Annotated in this window: 25 protein-coding genes; 11 read left to right on the top strand and 14 right to left on the bottom strand. The window is 55.0% G+C overall.

Annotated features, from left to right (window positions below; translation table 11 throughout):
- The first annotated feature begins 97 nt into the window (after positions 1–97).
- From SIB58_RS09710 to SIB58_RS09695, 4 genes are read left to right on the top strand one after another with little or no spacing between them, the layout of a single operon-like run.
- Positions 98–1,237, top strand: coding sequence for a Re/Si-specific NAD(P)(+) transhydrogenase subunit alpha (locus tag SIB58_RS09710; RefSeq protein ID WP_197461162.1), 1,140 nt, complete (start codon positions 98–100; stop codon positions 1,235–1,237).
- Positions 1,237–1,581, top strand: coding sequence for an NAD(P) transhydrogenase subunit alpha (locus tag SIB58_RS09705; RefSeq protein ID WP_369813443.1), 345 nt, complete (start codon positions 1,237–1,239; stop codon positions 1,579–1,581). Before SIB58_RS09710 ends, SIB58_RS09705 begins: the two co-directional genes overlap by 1 nt.
- Positions 1,581–3,002 carry an NAD(P)(+) transhydrogenase (Re/Si-specific) subunit beta gene (locus SIB58_RS09700; protein ID WP_066910031.1) on the top strand — a complete coding sequence of 474 codons (1,422 nt, stop codon included), beginning with the start codon at positions 1,581–1,583 and terminating at the stop codon, positions 3,000–3,002. The genes SIB58_RS09705 and SIB58_RS09700 overlap by 1 nt, the downstream gene beginning before the upstream one ends.
- A 24-nt stretch (positions 3,003–3,026) precedes the next feature.
- On the top strand, positions 3,027–4,184 hold the full coding sequence (locus SIB58_RS09695) for a YheT family hydrolase (RefSeq protein ID WP_066910028.1): 1,158 nt from the start codon (positions 3,027–3,029) through the stop codon (positions 4,182–4,184).
- On the opposite strand, the gene SIB58_RS09690 is transcribed toward SIB58_RS09695, so the two are convergent.
- Both SIB58_RS09690 and SIB58_RS09685 read right to left on the bottom strand, forming a co-directional pair.
- Positions 4,162–4,506, bottom strand: a complete 345-nt coding sequence (locus SIB58_RS09690) for a (2Fe-2S) ferredoxin domain-containing protein (RefSeq protein ID WP_066910025.1) — start codon at positions 4,504–4,506, stop codon at positions 4,162–4,164. The two genes, SIB58_RS09695 and SIB58_RS09690, sit on opposite strands and share 23 nt — an antisense overlap.
- A complete protein-coding gene (locus SIB58_RS09685; RefSeq protein ID WP_066910120.1) occupies positions 4,503–5,756 on the bottom strand; it encodes a 1-deoxy-D-xylulose-5-phosphate reductoisomerase in 1,254 nt (417 codons plus the stop codon). The genes SIB58_RS09690 and SIB58_RS09685 overlap by 4 nt, the downstream gene beginning before the upstream one ends.
- An 82-nt stretch (positions 5,757–5,838) precedes the next feature.
- Between SIB58_RS09685 and SIB58_RS09680 the strand changes: the two genes are divergently transcribed.
- Positions 5,839–7,179 (top strand): sodium-dependent transporter, encoded by a 1,341-nt coding sequence (locus tag SIB58_RS09680; RefSeq protein ID WP_066910117.1) that lies wholly within the window; start codon positions 5,839–5,841, stop codon positions 7,177–7,179.
- Positions 7,180–7,214: 35 nt separating this feature from the next.
- Here the strand turns inward: SIB58_RS09680 and SIB58_RS09675 are convergent, their stop codons facing one another.
- Positions 7,215–7,634: a DUF2721 domain-containing protein gene (locus SIB58_RS09675; RefSeq protein ID WP_066910023.1), complete on the bottom strand. Its 420-nt coding sequence runs from the start codon at positions 7,632–7,634 to the stop codon at positions 7,215–7,217.
- Positions 7,635–7,716: 82 nt separating this feature from the next.
- Between SIB58_RS09675 and SIB58_RS09670 the strand changes: the two genes are divergently transcribed.
- On the top strand, positions 7,717–7,956 hold the full coding sequence (locus tag SIB58_RS09670) for a hypothetical protein (protein ID WP_066910114.1): 240 nt from the start codon (positions 7,717–7,719) through the stop codon (positions 7,954–7,956).
- Here SIB58_RS09670 and cysS read toward each other — a convergent pair whose 3' ends face one another.
- The 4 genes from cysS to SIB58_RS09650 form a co-directional block, all read right to left on the bottom strand.
- Positions 7,957–9,453: a cysteine--tRNA ligase gene (gene cysS / locus SIB58_RS09665; RefSeq protein ID WP_066910020.1), complete on the bottom strand. Its 1,497-nt coding sequence runs from the start codon at positions 9,451–9,453 to the stop codon at positions 7,957–7,959.
- A gap of 215 nt (positions 9,454–9,668) precedes the next feature.
- Entirely contained in the window at positions 9,669–10,055 is a 387-nt protein-coding gene (locus tag SIB58_RS09660; RefSeq protein WP_066910014.1) for a hypothetical protein, read from the bottom strand.
- Between the two features lie 436 nt (positions 10,056–10,491).
- The gene (gene polA / locus SIB58_RS09655; protein WP_066910011.1) at positions 10,492–13,503 is read right to left on the bottom strand and encodes a DNA polymerase I; all 3,012 of its coding nucleotides are present in this window, start codon (positions 13,501–13,503) and stop codon (positions 10,492–10,494) included.
- A gap of 24 nt (positions 13,504–13,527) precedes the next feature.
- The gene (locus tag SIB58_RS09650) at positions 13,528–14,703 is read right to left on the bottom strand and encodes an efflux RND transporter periplasmic adaptor subunit (RefSeq protein ID WP_067326739.1); all 1,176 of its coding nucleotides are present in this window, start codon (positions 14,701–14,703) and stop codon (positions 13,528–13,530) included.
- A 100-nt stretch (positions 14,704–14,803) separates the two neighbouring features.
- On the opposite strand from SIB58_RS09650, the gene ychF reads away from it, so the two are divergent.
- From ychF to SIB58_RS09635, 3 genes are all read left to right on the top strand, one after another.
- Positions 14,804–15,895 (top strand): redox-regulated ATPase YchF, encoded by a 1,092-nt coding sequence (ychF, locus tag SIB58_RS09645; RefSeq protein ID WP_066910008.1) that lies wholly within the window; start codon positions 14,804–14,806, stop codon positions 15,893–15,895.
- Between the two features lie 150 nt (positions 15,896–16,045).
- Entirely contained in the window at positions 16,046–16,501 is a 456-nt protein-coding gene (locus tag SIB58_RS09640; RefSeq protein WP_156486711.1) for a hypothetical protein, read from the top strand.
- A gap of 1,298 nt (positions 16,502–17,799) precedes the next feature.
- Positions 17,800–18,120: a hypothetical protein gene (locus SIB58_RS09635; protein WP_066910002.1), complete on the top strand. Its 321-nt coding sequence runs from the start codon at positions 17,800–17,802 to the stop codon at positions 18,118–18,120.
- Between the two features lie 73 nt (positions 18,121–18,193).
- Here the strand turns inward: SIB58_RS09635 and SIB58_RS09630 are convergent, their stop codons facing one another.
- The 5 genes from SIB58_RS09630 to SIB58_RS09610 all read right to left on the bottom strand — a co-directional run bounded on the left by SIB58_RS09630 (position 18,194) and on the right by SIB58_RS09610 (position 22,349).
- Positions 18,194–18,526: a hypothetical protein gene (locus SIB58_RS09630; protein WP_156487719.1), complete on the bottom strand. Its 333-nt coding sequence runs from the start codon at positions 18,524–18,526 to the stop codon at positions 18,194–18,196.
- Between the two features lie 297 nt (positions 18,527–18,823).
- The gene (locus SIB58_RS09625; RefSeq protein WP_066909998.1) at positions 18,824–19,393 is read right to left on the bottom strand and encodes a peroxiredoxin; all 570 of its coding nucleotides are present in this window, start codon (positions 19,391–19,393) and stop codon (positions 18,824–18,826) included.
- Between the two features lie 252 nt (positions 19,394–19,645).
- Positions 19,646–21,199, bottom strand: coding sequence for a PAS domain-containing sensor histidine kinase (locus tag SIB58_RS09620; protein ID WP_066909995.1), 1,554 nt, complete (start codon positions 21,197–21,199; stop codon positions 19,646–19,648).
- 9 nt (positions 21,200–21,208) lie between these two features.
- Positions 21,209–21,829 carry a cysteine hydrolase gene (locus tag SIB58_RS09615; RefSeq protein WP_082823389.1) on the bottom strand — a complete coding sequence of 207 codons (621 nt, stop codon included), beginning with the start codon at positions 21,827–21,829 and terminating at the stop codon, positions 21,209–21,211.
- Between the two features lie 121 nt (positions 21,830–21,950).
- The gene (locus tag SIB58_RS09610; RefSeq protein WP_156486713.1) at positions 21,951–22,349 is read right to left on the bottom strand and encodes a hypothetical protein; all 399 of its coding nucleotides are present in this window, start codon (positions 22,347–22,349) and stop codon (positions 21,951–21,953) included.
- A 57-nt stretch (positions 22,350–22,406) separates the two neighbouring features.
- On the opposite strand from SIB58_RS09610, the gene SIB58_RS09605 reads away from it, so the two are divergent.
- A complete protein-coding gene (locus SIB58_RS09605; protein WP_067326699.1) occupies positions 22,407–22,676 on the top strand; it encodes a SemiSWEET transporter in 270 nt (89 codons plus the stop codon).
- Here SIB58_RS09605 and SIB58_RS09600 read toward each other — a convergent pair.
- Both SIB58_RS09600 and SIB58_RS09595 read right to left on the bottom strand, forming a co-directional pair.
- Complete coding sequence (locus SIB58_RS09600) at positions 22,673–23,350, bottom strand: Coq4 family protein (protein WP_197461164.1); 678 nt, start codon at positions 23,348–23,350, stop codon at positions 22,673–22,675. The two genes, SIB58_RS09605 and SIB58_RS09600, sit on opposite strands and share 4 nt — an antisense overlap.
- Positions 23,316–24,518 carry an MFS transporter gene (locus SIB58_RS09595; protein WP_067326742.1) on the bottom strand — a complete coding sequence of 401 codons (1,203 nt, stop codon included), beginning with the start codon at positions 24,516–24,518 and terminating at the stop codon, positions 23,316–23,318. The genes SIB58_RS09600 and SIB58_RS09595 overlap by 35 nt, the downstream gene beginning before the upstream one ends.
- A 155-nt stretch (positions 24,519–24,673) precedes the next feature.
- Between SIB58_RS09595 and SIB58_RS09590 the strand changes: the two genes are divergently transcribed.
- The gene (locus tag SIB58_RS09590; RefSeq protein ID WP_066909989.1) at positions 24,674–26,224 is read left to right on the top strand and encodes an alpha/beta hydrolase; all 1,551 of its coding nucleotides are present in this window, start codon (positions 24,674–24,676) and stop codon (positions 26,222–26,224) included.
- Positions 26,225–26,236: the final 12 nt, after the last annotated feature.

Raw genomic sequence — 26,236 nt, 5'->3', positions numbered from 1 at the left:
GCTACAGGCTTCAGGGGCAAACCCCCTTCTTCAGGAAAGATGCAGGCCTCCTCACCCGCGACCTCGTAATCTCGACTGGGTCGGCGGCATCACGATCTTGCCCATACTGTTGATTCCGGTGGAGACCGCAGCGGGCGAAACCCGCGTTGCGGCTTCTCCGGAAACCGTCAAGAAATTCACTGCACTCGGCTGCAGGGTGATCATCGAGAAAGGTGCTGGACAAACTTCCGGCTATCTCGATCAGGCCTATGCCGAGGCCGGAGCGGAGCTTGTTTCCTCCGGTGACTCCACAGCCTGGTCCCAGGCTGATGTTCTGCTCTGCGTCCAGTCACCCTCTGCCAGTGCCCTGAGTCAGCTCCGTCGCGGGGGCCTGGTGGTGGGTCTACTTGCTCCCTATGCGAACGCTGATCTGGCGGCGTCTCTGCAGAAGTCGGGCCTCTCGGCCATGGCCCTGGAACTGCTGCCTCGCATCAGCCGCGCTCAGTCCGCTGATGCACTTTCGTCTCAGGCCAATATCGCCGGCTACAAATCTGTGCTGTTGGCCTCGGCCGCACTGGACCGTTATTTCCCCATGCTGATGACAGCGGCCGGCACCGTGCAGCCGGCTCGTGTTGTGATTCTTGGGGCAGGAGTAGCCGGCCTGCAGGCGGTTGCCACGGCAAGGAGGCTTGGTGCTGTCGTTTATGTCAGCGACATCCGCCCGGCTGTGAAGGAACAGGTGGAATCGCTTGGAGCCCGCTTCATCGATCCACCTGAGATGGAGGACAAGCCTGCGGAATCCGGTGGCTATGCCAAGCAGGCCTCCGATGCCTTTCTTGCCGCACAACGCCAACAGCTCTCCGACCAGCTGGCTGAAGCGGATGTGGCGATCTGCACCGCCCAGGTTCCGGGCCGTCGTGCTCCACGGCTGATCAGTGAGGACATGCTGGACCGTATGCGCCCCGGAGCCGTGGTAGTGGATCTGGCGGTTGCCCAGGGCGGCAACTGCGCCGACACCGTTCCCTCTGAAACCGTGGATCGCAACGGCGTGAAGCTGATCGGTGCCAACGATCTGCCCTGCACGGTTCCCAATCACGCCAGTGCGATGTATGCCCGCAATCTGCTGGCCTTGCTTCAACCGACCCTGAAGGAAGGTCAGCTCAGTCTCGACAGTGAAGACGAGCTGATCGCTGGATGCCTGATCAGTCAGGACGGCACGATCCGCCGAGGAGACGTTCTCACCCCAGGAGCCAACTGATGGATTCCCTTTTTCTCATGGGTGCGGCCACGGCCTCCCAAACCCCACCTCTGGTGAATGCCCTCTGGGTTTTGCTGCTCGGAAGCCTGCTCGGCTTTGAGCTGATCGGCAAGGTTCCCCCGACGCTTCACACCCCTTTGATGAGTGGAGCCAACGCCATCTCCGGCATCACGATGCTGGCCGCACTCACCGCGATCATCAAAGCCGATGGAAGCACTCCTCTCCTGGTGCTCGGCTCGGTCTCGCTTGGCTTCGCCCTCTTCAACGTGATCGGTGGCTTCCTGGTCACTGACCGCATGCTCGCCATGTTCAGCCGCAAGCCCGCTCGCAAGGAGAACAGCTGATGGAGATCCTGAACTACGCCATCGACCTCGTTGCCGTTCTGCTGCTGGCACTCGGCATTAAAGGTCTTTCCAAGGTTCGCTCTGCGCGGAGTGCCAATCAGCTTGCGGCTGTGGCCATGGCACTTGCTGTGATTGGTCTGCTGCTCAGTTATCTGGGCACCCCAAGCTTCGATGGACAGGCCTGGTCCTGGATCATCGTCGGCTCACTTGTCGGTGGAGTGCTGGGTGCGATCACAGCCCAGCGGGTGCCCATGACCTCCATGCCCGAAACCGTGGCGCTGTTCAACGGCTGTGGCGGCATGTCATCGCTGTTGGTGGCCCTGGCCGCGGCACTGTTCCCCGGAACACTCGATGACGGCACGCTCGTGGCGGTTGTGTCGATTGTGATCTCCGTCTTTGTTGGCTCCATCACCTTCACAGGCTCGATCGTGGCGATGGCCAAGCTGCAGGGCTGGCTCTCAACGCCTCCCTGGATGCAAAGCAAGATCCGCCATCTGGTGAACATCGCTCTGGCCGTTGTTTGTCTTGTGGCTGCGATCAAGCTGATCGCTTCCGATGGCAGCAGTCAGGCCGGGTTGTGGTTGCTGGTGATCGCCTCAGGCTTGCTCGGTATCGGCGTCACCCTGCCGATCGGCGGCGCAGACATGCCTGTTGTGATCTCGCTGCTGAACAGCTATTCAGGTGTGGCCGCAGCCGCAGCCGGTTTTGTGGTGGGCAGCCAGCTTCTGATCGTGGCGGGTGCCATGGTCGGCGCCGCTGGTCTGATCCTCACCCAGGTGATGTGCAACGGCATGAATCGCTCACTGGTCTCGGTTCTGTTTGGTGGAGCTCTGGGAGCCGGGTCCTCCTCGGGCGGTGGCGGTGGTGAATACACCAACATCACCAGCTGCAGCGTTGAGGAGTGTGCTCTCACCCTTGAAGCAGCTGAGCGCGTGGTGATTGTGCCAGGCTACGGGCTGGCTGTTGCCCAGGCTCAGCACACGCTCAGGGAGGTCACCCGTTCCTTGGAAAGCGCTGGGATTCAGGTTGATTACGCCATTCATCCCGTGGCTGGGCGGATGCCGGGTCATATGAATGTGTTGCTCGCGGAAGCCGATGTGCCCTACGAGCAGCTCAAGGAAATGGACATCATCAATCCTGATTTCCCCGCCACGGATGTGGTTCTAGTGCTGGGGGCGAATGATGTCGTCAATCCCCAGGCCAAGAACGACCCAGACTCACCTCTCTACGGCATGCCGGTGCTTGATGTGCAGCAGGCCCGCACGGTCTTTGTCGTGAAACGCGGCATGAGCGCTGGTTATTCCGGGATTAAGAACGATCTCTTTGAGCTGGCCAACACGTCGATGGTGTTTGGTGATGCCAAGAAAGTTCTTGGTGATCTGCTCGGTGAGCTGAAGGAGCTCGGTGTTGGTAAGAAGTGATCAGATCGGTCTGAACGGCCTTTGATGGGTTTCCATTCCCGCCTTCAGCACAACCCCCAGTTGCTCGGGCACCTGGGGGTTGCCACGTATCAAGAGCGCTGGCCATGGGTCGGCGGCGACCTGCAAACCCTGCGCGACACGATTAGGCCGGTACCTTTGCCCGAGGACCAGGGAGAGCCGATTCGGATTGCTGTGCCTGCCCTGACCAGTGGCGCAGCAGCAGCCGGGGAGTTGCTGGCCTTTCTGGATCGTCCCCTGCCCACATCTGCGGGTGATCCCGTAACCCCAAGAGCGCTTGTTCTGGCCCTTCATGGTCTAGGGGGTTCCAGCCGTCGGGAGGGCCTACGCCGTCTGGGCCTCACCCTGCAGAGGCAGGGGTTTGCGGTGCTGAGGCTCAATCTGCGGGGAGCGGACCCCGGTAGAGATCTGGCCGGTGGCACCTACGCCGCCGCCTGCAACAGCGATCTGCTGCCAGCAGTCGCGCGTGCCCGTGAGCTTTGCCGGCAGCTGGCCCCATCCAGTTCTGTCTTGCCCCTGTTCGGTGCTGGGGTTTCTCTAGGCGGCACGATGCTGCTCAATGGTTGCCTGGCCAGCCCTGAGCAGAGGGCTAAAGCCGGCCTTCCCTCTGACCAGTTGGTGCTCGATGGATTGTTCTGTGCCAGCAGCCCCCTGGATCTGGCTGCCTGCAGTGCCTCGATCGAACGACCGCGCAACCGTGTGTACCAGCGATGGCTGCTGCAACGCCTGGTGAGACAAACACTGGCAGACCCCTTCGGCGTGAGCCCGCAGGAGGATGAATCGCTGACCCAAACCCCTCCGCGTTCGATCCGCGCCTTTGATGCAGCGGTCACGGCTCCCCGCTGGGGGTTCGATTCTGTGGATGCCTACTACTCACGGGCATCTCCTCTGCCGTTTCTGCTCGATGATCGCCGTTCGTTGCCGCCCACCCTGCTGCTTCAGGCTCTCGATGATCCCTGGGTGCCAGCTGATGCAGCCGGGCGTTTGCTTTCAGCCCTCACCTCGCAGCCGGTTGCTCAGCGTGAGCCTGTATCGGTCCTTCTCACTGAGAGAGGCGGACATAACGGCTTCCACGCTCCCGGCGACAGCCTGGAGAGCGGATGCTGGTCCGATCGTGTGGCTTCAGCCTGGCTGAGCCAACTCAGCGCTGATGTCGATCGCTGAATGGGCTGCGGCGGATCACCCAGTCTTCACAGGGACGACCACCGATCACATGCTCTTCGAGGATGCGTCTGATCCGTTCGGGTGTGACACCGCCATACCAGATTCCGTCAGGCCAGATCAGCAGCACAGGACCCTGCTGATCACAGGATCTCAGGCAGTCAGCCTTGCTGCGCAGAACAACCCCCTCAGGCCTGTCCGGTTTCTCCAGTGCCAGTTCTCGCACGCCAAGTTTCAAGGCCTCCCAGCTGGCTGCGCCCAGCGTCGGATCACAGCATTTGGCCTTGGTGGCCGTTGCACAGAGCAGCAGGTGGTGACTGATCACGCCGCCATGGCAGTGAGCGGTAGACGGCGTGTGCCCCGATCAACCTGTTCGCGCACGGCGATACGGGCCCACTGATCCACAGCCAGCACATCATCCAGTTGCGGCTGGTCGATCCGGTCGGATTGGTGGCGCTCGCAGACTGTTTCGATCAGGTCGGGAATGTCGAGGAAATGAATCCGCTCTTCAAGGAACTGGGCCACCGCTTCTTCATTCGCGGCATTGAGTACAGCCGGCATGGTTCCGCCGGCCCGGCCGGCGGCGTAGGCCAGTTGCATGCAGGGGTATTTGGCGGGATCAGGTTCGTTGAAGGTGAGTTGCCCGACCTCGGTGAGATTGAGGCGACGCCAGGGGGTCTCCAGCCGTGACGGCCAACTCATGCAGTAGAGGATCGGCAGCTTCATGTCGGGCCATCCCAGCTGCGCCAGGACAGAGGAGTCAGCCAGCTCGATCATCGAGTGAATGATGCTCTGCGGGTGAATGACGATTTCGATGTGGTCATAGTCGAGCCCGAACAGATAGTGGGCTTCGATCACCTCAAGCCCTTTGTTCATCAGCGACGCTGAGTCAACGGTGATCTTTCTGCCCATGCTCCAGTTGGGATGGGAGGTGGCATCGGCCACTGAGGCTTTCTCCAGATCGGCGGCGGCCCAGTCCCGAAAGGCACCACCTGAGGCCGTGAGCTGGATCCTGCGTAGGCCCGGAGTCGGAACACCCGTGGAAAGACGGGCATTGTCGGCCCAGGGTGTGCCCTGCAGGCACTGGAAGATGGCGGAGTGTTCCGAATCAGCTGGCAGGAGCCGGCTGCCGCTTTTCTTGAGTTCCGGCAGCACAACAGGCCCTGCCGCGATCAGGGTTTCCTTGTTGGCCAGTGCCAGGTCCTTGCCGGCCCGGATGGCCGCCAGGGTTGGAAGCAGGCCTGCACAGCCAACAATCCCGGTCACCACCAGGTCTGCCGTGTCCCAGGAGGCCGCAACGTTCAGACCTCCGGGACCTCCCACCAGTTCCGGTTGCCGCTGAGGCTGTTGATCTGCGGGGAGCGAGTTCAGCCGCTCCTCCAGTTCCTTGAGTAGAGAGTCATCAGCAAGGGCCACCACCTCGGGGCTGTGTCGCTGGATCTGCTCCACGAGCAGGGGCAGGTTGCGACCGGCTGTCAGCGCTACCACCCGGAACTGGTCCGGGAAGTCCTGAACGATTTCGAGAGTTTGAGTACCAATTGAGCCGGTGGAGCCCAGCACGCTGATGGCTTTCACGCGGATCCTGGCAGTTGCAACCATCCTCCCACTTCAATTCCAGGCCCTGGCAAACTTCGGCCAACGCACTGTGTTCACGGTCATGGCGGCAGCGCAGAAGGAGCACTGGGGATCGGGGCTGGGATTTGTCCTCGCGGCAGCGGGCAGTGCAGTGGGCCTGGGCAATCTCTGGGGATTCGCCTACAGGGCCTCCCAGGGAGGAGGAGGCAGTTTTGTTGTTCTCTACGTGTTGATCGTTGCGGTCATCTGTTTACCGGTGCTTGTGGCTGAGATGGTGCTGGGTCGCAACACCGGTCGCAGCCCCTTGCTGGCTCCGGCCCAGGCGGCTGGCCGCGACTGGCAACCGATGGGTTGGCTGTTCGTGGTCGCCTCCTGCGGAATCCTGGCCTTCTATGCCGTGCTGATGGGCTGGACCGCTCAAACCCTGATCCATGCCCTCAATGTGGGGCTTCCCCAGAGCATGGAGGGTGCCCAGCTGTTTTTCAACGGCATCAGTGGCGGCAACAGTGCATTGGCTGGGCAGGCCATCAGCCTGCTGCTGACTGCTCTCGTGGTTTCGGCAGGGGTGCAGGCCGGCATCGAACGACTGTCGCGCTGGGCATTACCGCTTCTCTTTCTGCTGTTGGTGGCCCTTGCGATCTGGGCCAGCACGCTGCCTGGAGCCATGGATGGTTACAGGACCTTCCTGCTGCGCTGGGATGGCAGGGAACTGATGAACATCACCACCATCCGCAATGCCTTCAGTCAGGCCTTCTTCTCGATTGGCACCGGCATCGGTTCGATCATGGCGTATTCGGCTTATCTCAACCGCAAGGCTCCCGTTCCTCAGGAAGCTGTCTCAGTGGTGGGGCTGGACACCGCGGTGGGTCTCTTGGCGGGCATGCTCACGTTCCCAGTGGTGATCAGCTTCGGGCTGGGGGATGCCGTCAGTGAGTCCACAATCGGCACGATTTTTCTCGCTCTGCCAACAGGACTGGCATCCATCGGTGCGACTGGCCGAATCGTGGCTGTGGCTTTTTTCTTCCTGGCTTACCTCGCTGCGATCACGTCGTCGGTGTCGCTGCTGGAGGTCCCGGTGGCGTCGCTGATGGATCGCTGCAACTGGAGCCGGAGCAAGGCGACCTGGATCAGCTCTGCTGTGATTTTTGTGCTGGGTCTTCCTGCCGCCACGAATCTCGAGGTGCTTGGGGCGATGGATGCTCTGTTCGGTGGTGTGCTGCTCATCGCCGGCGGATTGCTGATTGCTGTGTTGATGGGATGGGTTCTGCCCCAGACCTTCCTCGATGACCTCAAAGACAGCTCAGTCACTCAATCATCCACCAGCGGTCTGATCCTGTTTTTTCTGCGCTGGGTTTCACCGGTAGTGATCGCTGTTGGTCTTTTGATCAGCGTGGTGGATCTGATCCGCAACTGGACTGGTTAAGGCTGAGCACCAGGCTTTGATTCGTTCCAGCCTTTTCAGAACAGTCGATTGATGTGGACGGATGCCATGCGCACCTCTCGCAGAAAACAGATCGAAGCCGACATCACCAACAGCATCGCCGAGATGAACAGGGGAACCACCACAAGTGTGAGGTTGATGCGGCTGATCACGCTGAAGAACATCACAACAACCACAGCTGAGATCAGCAGGGTTGCAGCAGTGAGCAGTTCGATTGCACGGATCGTGAGCTGCATGCGCCTGCGGTAAGTCCACTGCTCTCGTTCATCGATCGTCTCGCCGGCATCGAGGCTTGTTTTGGTTTTGCGCGCATTGTCAACAATCCTCGCGAGGCGACCGGAGATCACATTCATCAATGCACCGATGCCTGCCAGCAGAAACACCGGAGCGACTGAAAGCTGAATCGCTTTGGACAGGCTCTCGGGTTCCAGTTCCATGGGCATCACACCTGTCCTGGCGAACCCTAGGGCTCATGCCACAGAAATCCGGTAGACAGGTGCCTGAATGCACTCCATCACGATGCTCTGGCTCAAGCGCTGGAATTTCATCGAAAGGGCCAGGCTTGAACGGGAGCTCTGGGATGCCTTTGAGGCCAAGCTGGACCCTGAGGCGAAGCTTGAACAACTCAAGAGCTGGGTCGATGCTGCTGACCCTGCTGACCCCACCCTGGCCGAACAGCGCTTCAGGCTGGAGGTCTGGACCACCACTCTGGCGCGAATCCGCAAGATCGAAGCGATGATGGCCTCAAAAAAGCGCTGATCAACAGCGACGCCACTCGGTGATGCCTCCAGGCTTGTCGATCAGTTCAATCCCCTGACCAGAGAGTTCTGCTCGGATTCGGTCGGCTTCTGCAAAATCCTTGGCCTGTTTAGCCGCTTTGCGGGCAGCGATCGCCGCTTCGATGGCGGCGCTGTCGTTTGATGCTGCATCGGATCCCTCCATGGCTTTCAGCGGCTCGAAGCGCAGTCCCAGCACTGCTGCGAGCTCACGCAGCAACAGCCAGCGCTGATGCATGGTCTTAAGCTCATCGCGCTCGCTCACCGGTTCTCCACGTTCCAGACGGTTGGCCAGCGACTTCAGCGGTTTGGCCAGCTCAAACAGCACCGCGAGACCTCCTGAGCTGTTGAGATCCTGATCCATGGCCTCGGTGAAGCGGTCGCGCGCAGCACTTAAGACCTCATCCACTGCCAAGTTCTGTGCATGCATGGCACCGGATGGAAGCTCTTCTGCTCTGGGCCAGCCCAGCTGATTCGAACATTGACTGCCAAGGCCAAGAGCAGCATTAAGGCCTTTCCATCCCGTGCTTGCCGCCTCCAGAGCTTCTGCAGTGAAATCGAGTGGCTTGCGATAGTGCGCCTGGAGCACAAAGAGTCTCAGAGTCATCGCTGAAACGCCGCTGTCGAGCAGCGCGCGGATGGTTGTGAAGTTGCCGAGCGACTTCGACATTTTCGTGCCGCCGACATTCACCATGCCGTTGTGCATCCAAACCCGGGCTAGCTGTGCTTCATTGGCTGTTTCTGACTGTGCAATTTCATTTTCATGGTGCGGAAAGACAAGATCACCTCCGCCGAGATGGATATCAATTGTGGTGCCGAATTCTTCGCGAACCATGGCGGAGCATTCGATGTGCCAGCCGGGTCGTCCTCGTCCCCAGGGTGATTCCCAGCCTGGTTCTCCGTCTTTGGTTTTTTTCCAGAGAGCGAAATCAAAGGGATGTCGTTTGCGTTCTTCTTCTCCTTCCTTAATGCGGCCACTGGCACCCTGTTGCTGCTCGTTGGGATCCCTTCCACTGAGTTGCCCATAATTCTTTGCTTTGGAAATATCGAAATACACGTCACCGTCAGAACTGTAGGCCGCTCCTTTGGTTTCAAGTTCGCCAATCAGAGTTTGAATGCCCGGGATGCAACATGTTGCCCGTGGCATTTTGTCTGCGGGCAGAATGTTTAGTCGACCCATGTCGATTTCAAAGGCTTTGATATTTTTTTCGCTAACCTCCTCCATTGTTGATCCTTCGGAGTTGGCTTTGTTTAATATTTTGTCGTCGATATCTGTGTAGTTCTGCACGAAGGTGACAGCGTAATCACGCCAGATGAGATAACGGCGTAACACATCCCAGTTGATGTAACTGCGCGCATGCCCAAGATGGCAGAGGTCGTAAACGGTGACTCCACAGCAGTAGATCGTTGCTTTGCCGGCCTCCAGCGGTTCGAAGTTCTCGGTGCGATTGCTCAGGCTGTTAGTGAGGCGCAGTGGCAAAGGTCTGATCAGGCTCTCCAAGGAGGTTACGGCCCGCCCACTCCTGGATCAGCCGTGAATTGCCTGGTTTCTGACCTGTTGTTACCGATCTGTTGTCTTCGCTGCCTCCGATCGGTTCCAGTGGAAGTTGATGGCCTGCTGGTTGCCCTCCTGTGTGGCTTGCGGCTTGAACGGCCGCATCACTTCTCACTGAAGGTTGTTGTTGCTTCTGATCCCTACGTTGGTTTGAAACCGTTCCACGATTTTCGATGCACTATTTTCAAGAGCCTTTCAAGAACTGAACGCTTTGGCTCATTCTCTGCAAGGCCACTGATTTGCATCAGGTATTCGTGCTGGCTCCCATTCCCTCGTTGTCTGGAGCAGATCACTGTCACGTCGTCGTACCCAATGGGGAACTCATTATTAAGTGGAACGTTGAGGATCCATTCGGCAACAAACAGCAGGAAGTCGCAGATGACCGGATTGATGTATTCCTCTCCTTCAGCCAGATCTCCACAGGCAACCATCTGTTCTTTGCTTTGAGGCGTATACGTGACGAATGAGAAAAAGGAAGGTGCACCGGTTGGCTGAAGATGCAGCCCGTAAAAAGCTCTACGGCTCATGACACTCCGCTGGATCGTGAGTTCGGCTCATCGCTCGCTCGATGATGAGTTTTGGTGTGCGGATCGGCATAGGCGTCAGCACAAAGGGATTTCGGCTTCCAGTCGGTTTGAAGTCTGTTGGTGAATGGTTTCATTTGTTTGTTCATCGCTCGCTCTCAAAAAGGACTATTGCTGCGGTGATCATTTTTGTTTTTCTGGAGCGATGTCGAATGTAAAAAAGGTTTCACCACAGGCCTTGTGTCAATCGCCCGATTGTCTCTAGAGTGACTCTGTTGGACCCTTGGCTCAGGTGGATGATGCATCCAGACTGGATGGGCGTAATTGCTCTATCAACAATCATTATCTCTGTCACTGTGATTGGATATCGCGAGGGTCATTCGATACTGAAGCGCCGCACTTGAGCATCCCTTCCCCTTTGCGGGTGATTCGCACACTGTTATTTCGCGTCCATCCAGTTGGTGCCGATGCCGGTTTCAGCAACTAGTGGCACGCTCAGGCTGACAGCGTTTTCCATGGTGTTCACGACAAGTTTTTGAATCGGTTCCAGAGCATCTGGATCCACTTCAAGCACCAGTTCATCGTGCACCTGCAGAAGCAGTCGTGCCGGAAGTGCCTGCTGCTCGATGGCTGCCTGAAGCTGGATCATGGCCAGTTTGATGATGTCGGCACTGGATCCCTGAATCGGTGCGTTTGCGGCGGCGCGCAACTGCTGAGCCTCCATTCCGCCCCGACGAGCGACATCCAGATCGATGTCCATGGGCTCCTTGCCAAGTAAGCGCCCAAGGCCGTTGCGATCAAAGTGGAAGGGACGACGTCGACCCATGATCGTTTCCACGTACCCGCGACTGAGGGCCAGCCGCTCCTGCAATTCCAAAAAGGCAAAGACCTTGGGATATCGCTCCCGGTAACGCAGCAGGAACTCCTTGGCCTCCGCTTGGTTGACCCCGGTTTCCCGAGCGAAGCGCTGGGCACCCATTCCGTAGATCACACCGAAATTGATCGTCTTGCCCAGGCGCCGTTCATCGCTGTCCACCTCCTCCTTGTCGAGCAGAAGTCGTGCTGTCAGGGCATGCACGTCATCTCCCTCCCGGTAAGCCTTTTGCAGCACGTCCTCGCCGGAGAGGTGGGTGAGGATGCGCAACTCAATCTGGGAATAATCCGCGCTGAGCAGCGTCCAGTTCTCCTGCGGCAGGAATGCCTTGCGGATGCGGCGGCTGTAGTCCGTGCGGATGGGAATGTTTTGCAGGTTGGGATTACTGCTGCTCAGTCGACCGGTGGCCGTCACCGCTTGATTGAAATCGGTATGCACCCTGCCTGTTTCCGCTTCTACCAGCTGAGGTAGAGCATCGACATAGGTGCTCTTGAGCTTGCTCAGCACGCGGTGCTCCAGAACCAACGGCACCACAGGGTGATCAGCCTCGAGTTTTTCCAGCACAGTGGCATCCGTGCTGTAGCCGGTTTTTGTCCTGCGGGATTTCTTGCGGTCGAGCCCCAGGGTGTTGAACAGCAGTTCGCCGAGTTGCTTGGGTGAGGCGAGGTTGAAGTCGGTTCCTGCAGCCTCTTTGGCTTGCTTTTCCAGGCGCTGCAGGATGTCACCCATCTCTGTTGACAGTGCATTGAGGTAGGGCAGGTCAATGCGGATGCCAGTGGCTTCCATCAGAGCCAGCACCGGTTCCAGCGGCAGTTCCACATTGTCCAAAAGGCTGGGGAGCTTCTCTCCTGCTGCTTCCAGTTGCTCACGAAGATCGATGGCCAGACGGCGCGTGAGATGAACGTCCATGCCGCAATACAACGCGGCCTGGTTAAGGTCCACTTCTGCGAAGCAGCTCGCTTTTCCTTCCTTGGGCTTGCCCACCAGATCACTGAAAAGGGTGGGAGTGATTCCATACATGCGTGTTGCCATGGCGTCCAGGCCGTGCTTGCCGGCTGCATCTCTGAGGTAATCGGCCAGCAGGGTGTCCATGGCAACTCCTGACAACGGCAAGCCATGGCGCAACAGAATCAGGCGGTCATATTTCGCGTTCTGCAAAGCCTTGGGGTGCTCTGGGCTTGCCAGCCAGGGAGCCATCTGTTCCAGCACTGTCTCGAGTGGGAGCTGCACCAGTGGCTGCTCGGGTTTCAGCGTTGGTTCCGCCGCGGCACGATGCCCGACAGGGATGTATGCGAGATCTGCATCACCGGGCCCCCAGCACACACCGATGCCGACCAGCTGCGCCTTGAAGGGATTGAGGTCACTGGTTTCCGTGTCGAGCGCGACCGGAGCAGTGGGATCGGTGCAGGACTGCAAGCGTTGCATCAGCTCTTGCAGACTCTTGTCGCTGTTGATCAGCTTTGGCTTTAAGTCAGTTTGGGTGGAGGCGGCATTCCGGTCTGGAGCGTCAGTGGAATCAAGCTCCGTTGCTGCTGAAATCTTCGACGTTTCGGGTTGCCCTGAGTCATCTGAAACCTTGGTTTCGAGTAGGTGGGCATTGGCCGTTAGACCGCCTGGGGAGAAGGTGGCGATGAAACCCGGAACCTGTCGCACCAGACTGTTGAGCTCAAGATCCTTGAGCTGTGCTTCCAGACCTTCGCCGTCCACAGGGCCAAGTTCGAGTGCGGGCTCTTCAGGCAGTGGGATGTCGACCAGGATTTCGGCCAATCGCCTTGATAGATAAGCGTTGTCACGGTCGGAACGGAGTTTGCCCTTCAGAGCCCCTTTGACAGCACCTCTGCTGGCCTTGGGGCCTTCCGCCTCGACTTCGGCAAGAACCTTGTAGACACCATCAAGGTCCAAGTTTTCCTTCAGCAGATTGATGGCGGTTTTCGGGCCGACGCCTTTCACTCCAGGAATGTTGTCTGAGCTGTCTCCGGTGAGGGCCTTCAGGTCCACCACCTTGTCGGGCATCACCCCGAGCTTTCCCTCAACACCGGCCTCATCGATCAGCGTGGGGCCGCTGCTCTTGGCGTAGGGACCGCCGCCCATGTACATCACGGCAATGTCCCGCTTGTCGTCCACCAGCTGGAACAGATCGCGGTCCCCGCTCAGGATTCTCACCCGCCATCCAGACGACGCGGCTCTGTTGGCCAGGGTGCCGAGCACGTCGTCGGCTTCGTAACCCGGGGCCAGGCACAGCGGCAGCTGCAGTTGATTGCGCAGGATCAGCTGCAGCTGATCCAGGTCCTGAAAAAACACGTCCGGTGCCACATCCCGGTGCGCCTTGTAATTGGGATCGGCCTTATGGCGGAAAGTGGGTTCCGCGGTGTCAAAGGCGATCGCCACACCCTCGGGTTTCAGTCCCTTGCAGTTGTCCAGCAGTGCCTTGAGAAATCCATAGGTCACGCTCGTGGGACGACCATCCTTCGTGGCCAGTCCCCCCTCACCGCCCTTGCTGAAGGCGTAGAAACTGCGGAAGGCCAAAGAATGGCCATCCACCAGCAGCAGCAGGGGTTTCTCCTTTGTTTCGGGCATGGATGAAGGGAGGTCCTGGCTCGGTCAGTCGCGCTGTTTCGCCCAGGGCGGCATGTCAATAAACACGCGTGTGCCGGGCTTCACACCGGAGAGAATGGCACTCTTGTCGCCGCTGCTGGCACCGAGCTGCACAGGCTGGAAGGTGGGCTCATCGTTTTTGCCAACCAGCAGAACGCCTGACTGCCCTTGTTCAGTCACGATTGCCACTGTTGGCACCAGTGTGTTTGCGGTGGTGCGTCCGGTCTGGAAATTCACATCCGCGGTCATGCCGAAACGCAGGGTCGGTGGCGGATCAATCAGCGTGAGTTCCACTTCGAATGAGGTCACGTTGTCGGTTTTAAGTGCACGCGGAGCGATGTCGCGCACCTTCGCAGGGAAGAGCTGATCAGGGAAGGCATCCACGCGAACAGTGGCATCCTGACCAATACGAATGCGGCCGATGTCGCTCTCAGGCACCTTGGCCGCCGCTTCCATGCCTTGGGAAAGCTCAACAAGTGATGAACTTGTGGCGCCGGCATTGGTTGATGCCGCTGTGGTGGGAGTGACAAAGGATCCAGGTTCGGCGAAGCGTTCCGTAATGACCCCGCTGAAAGGAGCCCGGATCAGCAGGTCACTGCCTTCAACGTTGCGTTGTTCAATGCGCTCGCGAGCTGCGGTCAGAGCTTCCTTGCTGCTGATGAAGGCAGCTCGGAAGCTATCCAGGTCTGATTCGCTGATGGCTCCCACATCCACCAGCTGCCGGTTGCGCAAATATTCGGCCCGCTTGGCTTCATAGTCCGCCCTAGCCTGTCGCTCGAGTGCGGCAAGTTCATCCATTCGGTCCTTGAGGTCACCGGCCCTCATACGAGCCAGGACCTGACCTTTGGTCACGACATCGCCTTCGTCGACGTACAGCGCTTTCACCAGACCACTACTCGTTGGGCTCACGTTCACCCGTCGGATGGCTTCCAGAGCGCCGCTGGCCGTGATCACGCCGGGCAGAGACCCCCGTTCCGCCGCCACGGTGTATTCACTCAACTGTCGCGAACGATCAGACCCTGGACCTTTGCTCCAGATAACTCCGACTGCCGCCGCCAGGACGGCGGCAACACCAACACCGAACAAGCGCCGCCGCCTGCGTTTCAGACCACTCAGGCGGGTGAGCGCACGCAGAGCTTCGGGTGTGGTCCCTGCAGGGGACTGGCTTTTTTGGCTGCCCATGGCCCCTTCAACATTATTCATAACTATTCTCGCCCGTGAACGTTCAAATCGTGTTTCGACCATCCGATGCCGAGACGCGCCTGCCGATAGATTTCCCGCCATGCTCAAAGCCGGAATCGTTGGTTTACCCAATGTGGGTAAATCCACCCTCTTCAATGCCCTTGTGGCCAATGCCCAGGCCCAGGCAGCCAATTTCCCCTTCTGCACCATCGAACCGAATGTCGGGACCGTGTCTGTTCCGGACGCGCGGCTGGAGCAGCTGACTGATCTGAGCAGCAGCGCCGAAACCATTCCCACAAGGATGGAATTCGTTGATATCGCCGGTCTGGTGAAGGGAGCCAGTCAGGGTGAAGGTCTGGGCAACAAGTTTCTGGCCAACATCCGTGAAGTGGACGCCATTGTTCATGTGGTTCGTTGCTTCGAGGATGACGACGTCATTCACGTCTCCGGCTCCGTTGGCCCCGTTCGCGATGCTGAGGTGATCAACCTTGAACTCGGGCTTTCAGATCTCACTCAGATTGAAAAGCGTCGCGAACGGCTGAAGAAGCAGATGCGAACAAGCAAGGAGGCCCAGACAGAGGATGCGGCGCTTGAACGGGTTCAGGCTGTGCTCGAGCAAGGCGGCGCTGCGCGCAGTGTTGAGCTGAGCGACGAAGAAGCTTTGATGGTCAAACCACTTGGGCTCTTAACGGCCAAGCCAATCATTTACGCCACCAATGTGAGTGAAGACGACCTCGCTGCAGGCAATCGATTCTGCGAGGACGTGGTTGCTCTGGCGGCAAAGGAGGGCGCTGAAACTGTGCGCATCTCTGCTCAGGTGGAAGCGGAACTGGTTGAGCTTGGGGCTGATGAGTGCAAGGACTATCTCGATGGACTGGGTGTTAGCGAAGGTGGCCTGAAAAGTCTGATTCGTGCCACTTACCGTTTACTGGGGTTGCGCACCTATTTCACGACTGGTGAAAAGGAAACACGAGCCTGGACATTCAGGGCTGGGATGACTGCTCCTCAGGCGGCAGGAGTGATCCATACTGATTTCGAGCGAGGATTCATTCGTGCTCAGACCATCGGTTGCGAGAAATTGCTTGAAGCAGGATCGCTGGTAGAAGCTCGTAATAAAGGTTGGCTACGCAGTGAGGGCAAAGAGTATGAAGTAGAGGAAGGCGACGTGATGGAGTTTTTGTTTAATGTGTAACTATCCAGTCAGGAAGGTTTATCTCACGATCTACTGACTTGGTGGAATCAATATTATTTACGAGTCTAAGAAATTTCTAAAAGAATACAAAGGCAAGTTGAAAAGAGAAACACAAAATCCTTTGCAAAATGAAGACATGCCGTTTAATTGATGACAAATGAAATTTATTCTTCCTATAGCAGGTATTGTTTTTGTTGGAGAATCTCGAAAGCAAAAGGATGCGATAGCAATTCTCAATTTTGGTGGGCAATGGCTGGTGCAACATGCGGAATTATTGGAATAATGCTTGCGTGGATTTACGCTGGTAAGAACAAGGCAATATTCCGCGGCAATTTAGTACTCAAGTCGGTTGGAGTAGTATTTGCTTTAGTCATCGCTTTTGGGGATTTGATAGTTGATGAAACAGCTCCGAAAGTAGCCAAGAGTAGTCGAAGCGTTCTCAGAAAAAGATCATTAGATGGATTTGAATTAAAGACAGACTGGGGAAGTGAAGGAGATAATCTTGGTGGGTGTATGTCTAGAGCAAAAAGGAAACTAAAAGACCCTGATTCCTTTAAGTATGACAGTCACTATTCATCAAGCGATAGTATCACTCTAAAAATATAGGGCAAAAAAAATCATTTGGCGCTTACGTGCCAGAAACACATACTTGCGGTGGGTAATATATCAATCTAATTAAATATATAACTAATGCGTGGTTTTGTTATTAGTTGTGGTGTCATGACGCCAACTACAAACAGCAGACACGCTGGCAACATAGGAAGCAGGTTCAAGTTTGATTTAGTCATACGCTGCCCTAAGGCTTTCATCTCTAATACATATATCAGAACTTAGATAATTTCATGTCGCCATATTCACTGCAATTTTTAATGTATTTTTCCCAGCTGCTCTTGAAGCATTCTCAGAATATTCTTTTCGAGCTTCTTTTTGATTAATCCAGTACTGAATTTTCTTTTTCTTGTGATGCGCACTCAAATCATCGCTATCTACGTTTTCGCAATATTCTTTATACCGCTCAATAGCCTTGTCAAGCTGTTCTTGCGTGAAACGGACAATTCCAGGCTCTCCATCGCGAGCATCAAGAATTTATAAAAATAGCTCAATTGAGTCATGGGTATTATCGCCTTTGTTTATGTTCCCTAGATCGTCAACTTCAGGTGCAATCGCAAATAGCCCATGAAGCTTTCGTTCGGATTCATATTCATATCGCTTCCCGCTATTTAATTAACATAGATACCAATCAGTCCTTGCTAAGGCTTTTCGCTGATTACTGTATGAGCGCATTGGAATAAGAACGCATCCCCCAAAGCAGCTAACCCTCACGTAATGGGTTATTGCTTCGCAACCTGCGTTACTCCTTAATAATCCTCATATCCAATTACTGTAGTGGTATTCTGCTTCCACATTCGATTATAGGGTTCAGAGATTTATGTCAAAATTCCTAGAGTCGTGCAAGAAGTTTTGGTTCTTCTACTTTGACATAATCCTACTCATTATCTTCCCCTGGCTGTTTCCCTACGCTTTAACTGCAGCCGTTATTGGGTTAGTGATTTGCTTGTGGAATGAGCGTAAAAAGAGGAAAGAGAAGAAGTAATTGTTGCTAGATTAAGCCTGATATAAAGATAATAATTGCAAATCATTAACACGCTGCAAGCTGAAGAATAGGGGTTGTTGCCGTAGACATTGCCTATCTGCCTACGCCTTTTTAGGATTGAGGTTACTGCAAAATAATCGTGAGATTCTTAGGAATTCAGGCTTTGAAATCCGAATTATCTAAGGGATCGCTTAAGCAGTCTGATGTGTTTGGGTATTTGCTTGCGTCAACGATTCTGCTTCATCTATTTATGTTGCCCACGTCTATGCAGCCGACTGTCTGAGATTACCTGTTTTGGGCTCTGACTTTTGTGGCGACTGTCGTGCTATTGCGCAATTGTTATATGGCCAATGGTGGTGAGTCTGGTGTCAAATTTTCGGACAAGTTGGTTTTTATCTCCTGGGTGATGTTGATCCGGGGATTTGTTTTCGTCTTTGTTCCTTTGTGCATTATTGGTTCAACGGTTGCGATTTTTGTTGGCATATCTCTTGGTTATAACGATGAAGTTTCAGCTAACCTTGTTGAAAATTGTGTGTTAGGTGAAGCACTTATTTTTGAGATTTGGGTTTGGTTGCGGATTGCAGCTCATATCCGAGATTTTCGCGAGTCTCGCAGTATGATTGCATCGTAACTTGCGTCGGTCCTGCGTACGCATTGTTTTACTTCATCAACAGAGTCCAGCGTGATGATCTGTATTGTTTCGATCATCCATCAACAATTCTTCCGCCAACGCATTGGCTGGAAATTGACCAGATCCCCCCAGCGGACTTCAGTAAATCAATATTCCCACGAAAAATACTTCGCTGTTCAGTTGAATCCCAGTTCCAAAGCGCAGCTGCCAGCCCCGCAAAAAACACTCGGTTGCTGTCCTGCGGTCGTGGTATCCGTCGATAGGGGTTCCAGATTTCTGTGCCTTTGAAAAAAACTGAGACTCCTTTGGAACTGTTGTTGTCTTTTTGAAAAGACCACCAGGGATCTTTGCCTCGCTTTGGTTTTCCCGATTGAAAATCACCAAGTGTACTACCGTTCTGAATCAATTCACCTTTGAGCGATCCTGTTGTTCGTTCAGTGAGTCGAATCTTGATTGAAGGAGACTCTTCGCTGGTTAGCTTGCAGACCAGAGGTAATGGAATGGCGGCTGCCGGTGCAACAGCCCAGACAAAGTAGGTGATCAGAAGATTCCTGCCGATGTCTCCTCTCTTCATGGCTTGTCTTGATGCCCTCGGGTTTGTTCAATCAATCAGACTGAGGTGACCAAGACCTGTCTTTGATCAACAGGCCTTGGTTTTGAACGCAGCTCAGGATGAGGGAGGGTGATGGGCTGGGCCTTTCAATCAGCCGATGAAAGCATGTGGTTTGGCGATCCCTGATGATGTGCTTCCTTTCAGAAATGCCATCATCGTGTCAGCGTCAGAGGATTGGAAAGGATCTGTTGGGCAGTTGTCTGCAAAATCAGGCTCAACAAACATTTTTTCAATGACCATGTCATTGACAAGCATCGAATAACGCCATGAGCGCATTCCAAACCCGAGATTTTCTTTCTCAACAAGCATTCCCATCTTTCGGGTGAATTCACCATTGCCATCTGGCAGCATAAAAATGTTCTTGGTTCCCAGGTGCTTACTCCACTGGAACATGACAAATGCGTCGTTCACTGACAGACAGATGATCTGATCAACGCCTTGACTTTTAAATTCCTCAAAGAGTTCGTCATACCGGGGTAGGTGATTGGACGAGCATGTTGGTGTGAAGGCACCAGGAAGTGCAAAAAGTACAGTTTTTTTGCCACTAAAAATGTCCTTGCTGCTTAGCTCTTGCCACCGGAATGGGTTATCGCCAGGTACACTTTCATCACGGACGCGAGTCTGAAACGTAACCAATGGAACTTGATTGTTAAGAGGCATGATCTGGATGAATGCAGGATTGTGGCTATGTTGACATTATCTTTTTAACCATTCCTTTAGAACAACGGATGAGTATTTTTGCTTATAAGGTTGTTTTTGGTGTCCTGCGTACGTCAAGGAGATTGGTATGTCTGTCGAAGTGGGTTAGGTTTACAGGATTTCAATGTTGGTTACGGAGCCCTGAAAAAAAGAAGACTTTTTGTGCCTTATGCTTTGGTATTGTGCTTGGATTCATGAGTCTTTTGCGGCAGATTACATATTGATGACATCCTCAAGGCATTTATTGAGAGTATCAATTCCAAAGGGTTTTTGCAGTACGGCATAAAATCCTATTTGTTTGTAATTGGATAACGTGTTGTCATGGCTATATCCACTCGCGGCAATAGCTCTTGCCGACGGATTCAGTTTGAGAATTTGTTCGATCGTCCAGATGCCCCCCTTGCCTCCTGATATCGTCAGATCAAGAATGATGATGTCAAAATATTTTTTCTCTTCTAACCCTTTTGAATAGGCCTGCAGGCACTCCTCGCCGTGCTTCACGGAAGTCACGTGATGACCACAATCTTCGAGCATGAGCTGCATTGACTTTCGAACAATTTCTTCGTCATCCATGATTAATATGCTCATGGATGTTGTTTGTTTGCTTTTTCTGCTCTGTGATTTATCTGAGGCTTCTGATCTGTGTAGGGCAGGCAAGGAAATCTGAACTGTCGTGCCTTTTCCGTACTCACTGTTGATTTGTAAATTGCCATTGTGTTTCTTGATAATCCAGTACGCACTCGTTAAGCCAAGGCCATTTCCTGTTTTTTTAGTTGTAAAATATGGATCATATATTTTCCCTAAGTTTGTTACTTCAATGCCAATCCCTTTATCTTTAATTTCCACGACAACCATTTCTTTTGGGCTGGGATTGCTATCTATCGGTAATGCTCTTCTTATTGTAATATCGAGTAGTCCGCCTTCGGCCGTTGCTTGTTCTGCGTTGAGGATGACGTTATGAAGGACTTGATGAATTTGTCCATAATCCATATTCACTTCTGGTATGTCTTGTTCAAGCTTGATGGATGCTTTGAGTTTTGACCCGTGCAGGCTCATGTCTACAGCCTCTCTGACAACCTTTTCCAGGGATCCAGGCTTTTGAACTGGTTCCCCTCCCTTACTGAATGTCAGCATCTGTTTTGATAGGCCAGCTGCACGTAGGCAAGCCTGTTTTGCGGTCTCCAGATAATTTGAATCAATTCCTTTTTTATTGATGAGTCGTTGGGTTAAGTTGATATACCCCATGATTACTTGCAGAAGATTATTGAAATCATGGGCCAAGCCTCCAGCAAGATGGCCAATGCTTTCCAGTCGTTGGGCTTGAATTAACTCAGCATCAAGGCGACGTCTTTCTGTGAAATCCTCCATCAAAGCAATGACCTCACCGTTTTTGCGCTGATCGAGTTTGATTCGAAGCCAGCGAATTTGCTCTTTGGAATCTTTGAAGCGGATTTGACTATCCAGATCTGATGATTTTCCCTTATCATTGTGGCTCTGTTCGAGTAATTCGTTCCATCTTTGTAGATCCTCTGCAAGTATAAAGGAATTGATTTCCATTCCTATGCAGGAGTCAATCTTGAATCCAAGTATTCTGCTCCAGGCCATATTCAGAAATTGAATTTTTCCTTTGTTGTTCTTGTTGAAGCGAGCGACAATGACGGGAAGGTTGACTAAGATGTCCCGCATCGTGCGTTCCGATTCCGCTAATCGTTCAATCAGTCTTGATTGTGCAATCGCTGCTGCGTCAGGTACTTGATAACGGTCCATGGCTGGCGATCAACAGGAATTGCTTCTTATTGCATTAATGAAATCATCGTGAGTTATCACGTCCGCAAATAGTGGGAAAATTTCATCGCAAAACATCTCTTGTTCAATAGGCGTTCGGCTCGAGGTGCAGTCCGAGAGAATGGTTACTTCATAGCCTTGATCTCTCGCGTAAAGAGCCGTGGCATTGATGCATAGTGATGAAACACATCCAGCAATCACAATCTGTTCGATCTGATGATCGGAAAAAAGCTTCTCTAAGTCGGTGTTGGAGAAAGCATTAAATCCTTTTTTGCCGGGCACTGTTTTAATGCGATCTCCATACTTTTTGATTTCGGCTATCACCTCTGCTCCTGCTGTGCCCACTTTAAATGCCTCAATTTCTTTGATTGCTTTGAGGATTCCGGTTGGGTTCTCAATCTCCTTGTAGGTCTCGCTGAACACGATAGGTGTGTTCACGATGGTGATTGGAGATTGAACAATGTTGTCGATTGTCTCGATGGTGTGTTCGAGGGTGCCTGAAACACGATGTGATTCTTCTACAACAGAATAGAGGGCTCCTTGCGGGTCAAAGTAGTCTTTCTGAAAACCGATCAGTACTAGTGCCGTTTGGTTGGGTCTGAAGCGAATCACTCTGATGGCTCAAGAAAATCCTCATCCAGCTTATTCCTGAATCAGTGTCTGAATGGTTGGCTGACAGCATCTGCTGAATTCTGAAATAAGTTTCACTGGTCTTTTGAGTGAATCCTGCATTTCATAATTGATCAATCGCTTCCATTGCAGGTATGAATTGAGAACTGTTCTGATCAAAGCCATTGCAGCTTTTGTTCATCGCTTCACTGGTGAGAGCTACAACGCGAATGGCCTGGGGTGATTGCAGCCACTCAGCTTGTTTCTCCAGCCCCTTATTTTCGATCCAGGTGTTCAGGATGGTTCTGGCCCTGTCGCGGCTGTATCCGGCGTTCAGGACCTTGCATTCGGCAAACGCAGCCATGGCTGCCATGGCATGACGTGTTTCTGTTTCGCTTGCCTGAAGCGGTGTCTGCAGCGCTCCCAGAAGCGCGCAGGCCGTCCAGGCTGAGCACCAGCAGCGTTTCCAGCCGTGTGAAAGGCCCTGCAGGCCCTCAAGGCTGACGCTGAGACCGATTGCCATGACTGCAGCAAGACTGGCGGCAGTTTATGGAGTGATTACGCTCCAGTGAATTTCGCAATGGATGTGGATTCAATTGGCTATGTGGCCGCGGCGCTGACCACTATGAGTTTCTTTCCACAGGCCATCAAAACGTTGCGCACCGATGACACGCGCTCTATTTCACTGTCGATGTACTTCCTGTTCACCATTGGGGTCGCCATCTGGGCGGTGTTTGGTCTGCTCAGTGGGAATGGACCGGTGATCCTCGCCAATGGCTTCACACTGATTCCAGCATCGTTCGTTCTGCAGAAGAAGATTCGCCATCGCCTGCTGGGTGGTGAGCATTAGTACTCAGCTCCAAACGCTTCTCCCGCCGCGGGCTTGACCCCCAGCTCTTGGCGCCACTGATCAAGTGGCTTGTCCCAGCCTTCCTCCCAGCGCTGCAGCACAAGAGGAGTCGCTTCCAGCCCGATGCGGCTGCCCACAGCGATCGCACGACTGATTTTCTCAAACTCATTCGGTTGGAAGCGAAATGCGCGGAAGCCCGCCAGTGTGTTCAGCAAAACGTAGGCAGGAAAACCGATCTGGGTTGCTGTGATCGACAGAACTCCCGATTCACCAGCGGTTTCGGTGTTGAATCCGCCGATCACGTGATGCAGATCATGGGTTGAAGCGATTCGCTGCGTCAGCCAGAGCGCTTCGCTGCTGGTATCTCTTGGTCGGAAAAAATCAGCGTCGTAGTTCAGTCGGCGGATCATGCACGCATAAGCTCGACCCAGTGTTCCTTCAGGCAGCTTCTCTAAGACTGGGATATCGGGCTGGAAGGGTGGGTAACGCTGTTCCACCATCTCCTTGCCACCGGGCAGAGCTTTGAAACGTTGGAGGCAAACCACCATGGCCTCACTGTCGATGAAGTTATCAACCAAATCCCCGACACTGTCGAGGCCGCCATTGGTTTTGGCCAGCTCCCGCAGGACTGAAAGATTTTTAATGGAGCGAAGCAATTCGCGGGCTCGGGACATCCTCGTCGTTCTCCAGGGGGGTTGCTTGCAGACCTGCTGTATAGCGAGGTCGAACTGTTTTGAGCAGTGGCATCACGGCCAGGCAGATCACCGCCATCAGCAACCAGAGCTGTACGCCATTACCCTGCTGGTCAAGCAAGGCTCCGGCCAGAAGAGGAGCGCCGGTGGCGCTGATGGCGAAGCATTGGGAGAACAGCGCCATGGACAGACCCCTATGTTTCAGAGGGGTCTCTTCCACCATGGCTTCGGCTGCACTGGGAAGGAAAGCAGCTTCTCCAAACGCCAGTGGCACCATGGCCAGTGAGATCAGCACCATGCCACCGCTCCAGAGCGCCGAGCTCGCCAGCAGCAGGCAGCCGGCCACGAAGCCGGCCAGTCCCATTCCCAACCCGAAGCGCAGGCTGCGCTTGGCGACCCAGTTGCCGACAGGCCACTGCAGAACCAGCAGTAGAGCCAGCTGCAGCGCAATCAGTGCTCCGCTTCCGGCTTCGCTTACGGCTGGACGCGACAGGCCTCCACGCACCAGCTCCAAAGGCAGGGCGCTTTGCCTGAGCGCAATCATCCCCGTGGCGACGATGCTGATGGCCAGCACTGGTAGAAGTGGCATCAGCCAGCGCCATCCATCCGCTGCGGGGTCTCTGGCGTTGGATTGCTTGTCCCCGATGTCGTCGACATGCAACAGGGCTGCCCGCCCATCGGGAAGGGGGCGCCAGCTCAGCACAAGCAACATCACAGCAACGGCCGCCGCCTCCACCAGATAAACCGCGCGAATCAGGCCGAGAGCTGTGACGATCGCACCGATCAGTGCGCCCATGGCGACACCAAGCGCATCAGCGCTACGAGCCAGCGCATAGCCGCGGCTGGATTTGAAGCCCGCACAGCTGAGTGGCACAGCCAGCTCAATGGCGGGGAAGTAAAGCCCTGCTGCCAGACCAATCAGTAGTTGTCCTGTGAGGTAGCCCGTAAAACCTTTCGCTTGCAGCAAGACGAAATCGGCGATGAAGGCCAGCACTGCCGCGGCACGCACCGGCCAGGAGCAGCAAAGGCCTCGATCGAGCAAGACGCCGCTCAGCAGCCTGGCAGCCGTTCCAATCAGGGCGGCGGCTGCCAGGCCCTGCCCCACCTGAGTTGCCGTAAAGCTGGCTTGGTGGAACACGATCGGCGTCATGTAAATGACTCCGCCTGCTCCCAGCGAGGCCAAGAGCCTGATTGAAGCCACTTCCTGCAGAGGTGCGGGAAACTGGTTCCACCAATGAACTGGCCTAGGCCTTGAGAAGACGCTCAACAGGACAACGGTTTGCCGTAGGACTGATTTGCAGTCTGATGCTCGCTGCCCTATCACCGCGACCAGCTCGTACAGCCGCCGAGTTGGTTGTCCGTCTGGATGGCATGGATCTGCCCTTATCGATCAACGATCTGGGTGGATGGCTCCGTGGTGAAGAACGCGGCTCTTCCGAGCTGAGCGTTTGGCTGAATTTGCTTGAGGAGGAGAGCCGTCAGGGAGTGATCGATCTGCTCAAGGCTCCGCTGATCAACGACCGCAGCATGGCCCGCCAGATTCTCAACAGCTGGGCAGGCCGGCGTTTGCTTGACCAGGTCAGTGATCTGGTGCTGGTTGACGACGATGCAACAGGACAAACCGTTCAGGTGACCCTGGAGTCGCTACTCGACAAGCGCGCGCAGGTCACGACCCTCGATTTGCTGGAGGCTCTTCCGGCGAAACGTGTACGCCTCGATCTTGATGCCCTGCTTCCCGTTGCCAGCAGCTGGCGGCGTCAGCTGCAACGGCAGCAGGCTCTGGTCAAAACCCTCAATCAACTCCCGGTCTCATCCCTTACTCGCAGGGCGGATCCGTCTTCTAAGACTGAGAACGCCTCCGATCGCGCCCTTCAGAGATTGAATCTGCCGGTGGAGCACAGAGATCAGCCGCTGCAGATCCAGCTCTGGCGCCCGCTGAGTGCAGAAGGTCTCGAGCGCAGTCATTGGCTGGTGCTCATGCCTGGCCTTGGGGGTAGTCCGGATCATTTCCGCTGGCTTGGAAGAGCCCTCAGTCGTCAGGGCTGGCCGGTTCTAGTGCTTGAGCATCCAGGCAGTGATGCGCTGGCCGTGCAGGCTCTGTTGGAAGGACGCCGTCCGCCGCCGGGTGCTGAGGTGTTGCCCGATCGGCTCAGGGATCTGGATGCGGTGCTGGCTGCACGTCATAGAGGGGTTTTCGAGCTTCCTGGGACACGTCTTGTGCTCGGTGGGCATTCCCTGGGAGCCCTCACAGCTCTGCTTGCCGCAGGCGCCGGACCAGAAACAGGTCTCGGACGACGTTGCGGCCAGGATCTTGATGACCTTCCGATCAGCAACCTGTCGCGACTTCTCCAGTGTCAGATCGAAGAGGTGCCTCTGCCCGCAGTGCGTCCACCCAGGCAGCTGGCCGCTGTGGTGGGTCTAAACAGTTTCGGCAGCCTGCTCTGGCCTCGCAGGATTCCCCTGCCGAGTGATGTTGCTGTATTTCTGAGCGGCGGAACTCTTGATCTGATCACCCCTCCGTTGAGTGAGCAGTTGGGCCTGCTCAGGTCGTTGCCCGCCAATCCTGCAACCCGCGCAGTTTTGGTGGAAGGGGCCAGCCATTTCTCTCCTGTGCGCGTGGAGGGACAGAGCGGTGGCGGTCAAGGTGAGGATGTGTTCCAACTCGGAGAGGAGCTTGTTGGGGTTCAGCCTCTGCGGGTTCAGGCCCAGTTGGAGAGAGAAATCGAGCGCTTTCTTTCTGATCTGGAGCTTGGTCGTGTGTCCGGGTCGATGCAGGACGGTGTTGAACACCTGCAGGTGGGGGATCTTCATGTGCACCGTCTGAATCAGACCGGTGCAGAGCGTTTCCTGGATTGAAGTCCACTGAAA

Source organism: Synechococcus sp. MIT S9504 (genome assembly GCF_047497135.1).
Lineage (GTDB): Bacteria > Cyanobacteriota > Cyanobacteriia > PCC-6307 > Cyanobiaceae > Synechococcus_C.
Note: the sequence above shows the minus strand (reverse complement) of the source record. Positions and strands in the feature narration are given on the sequence as shown.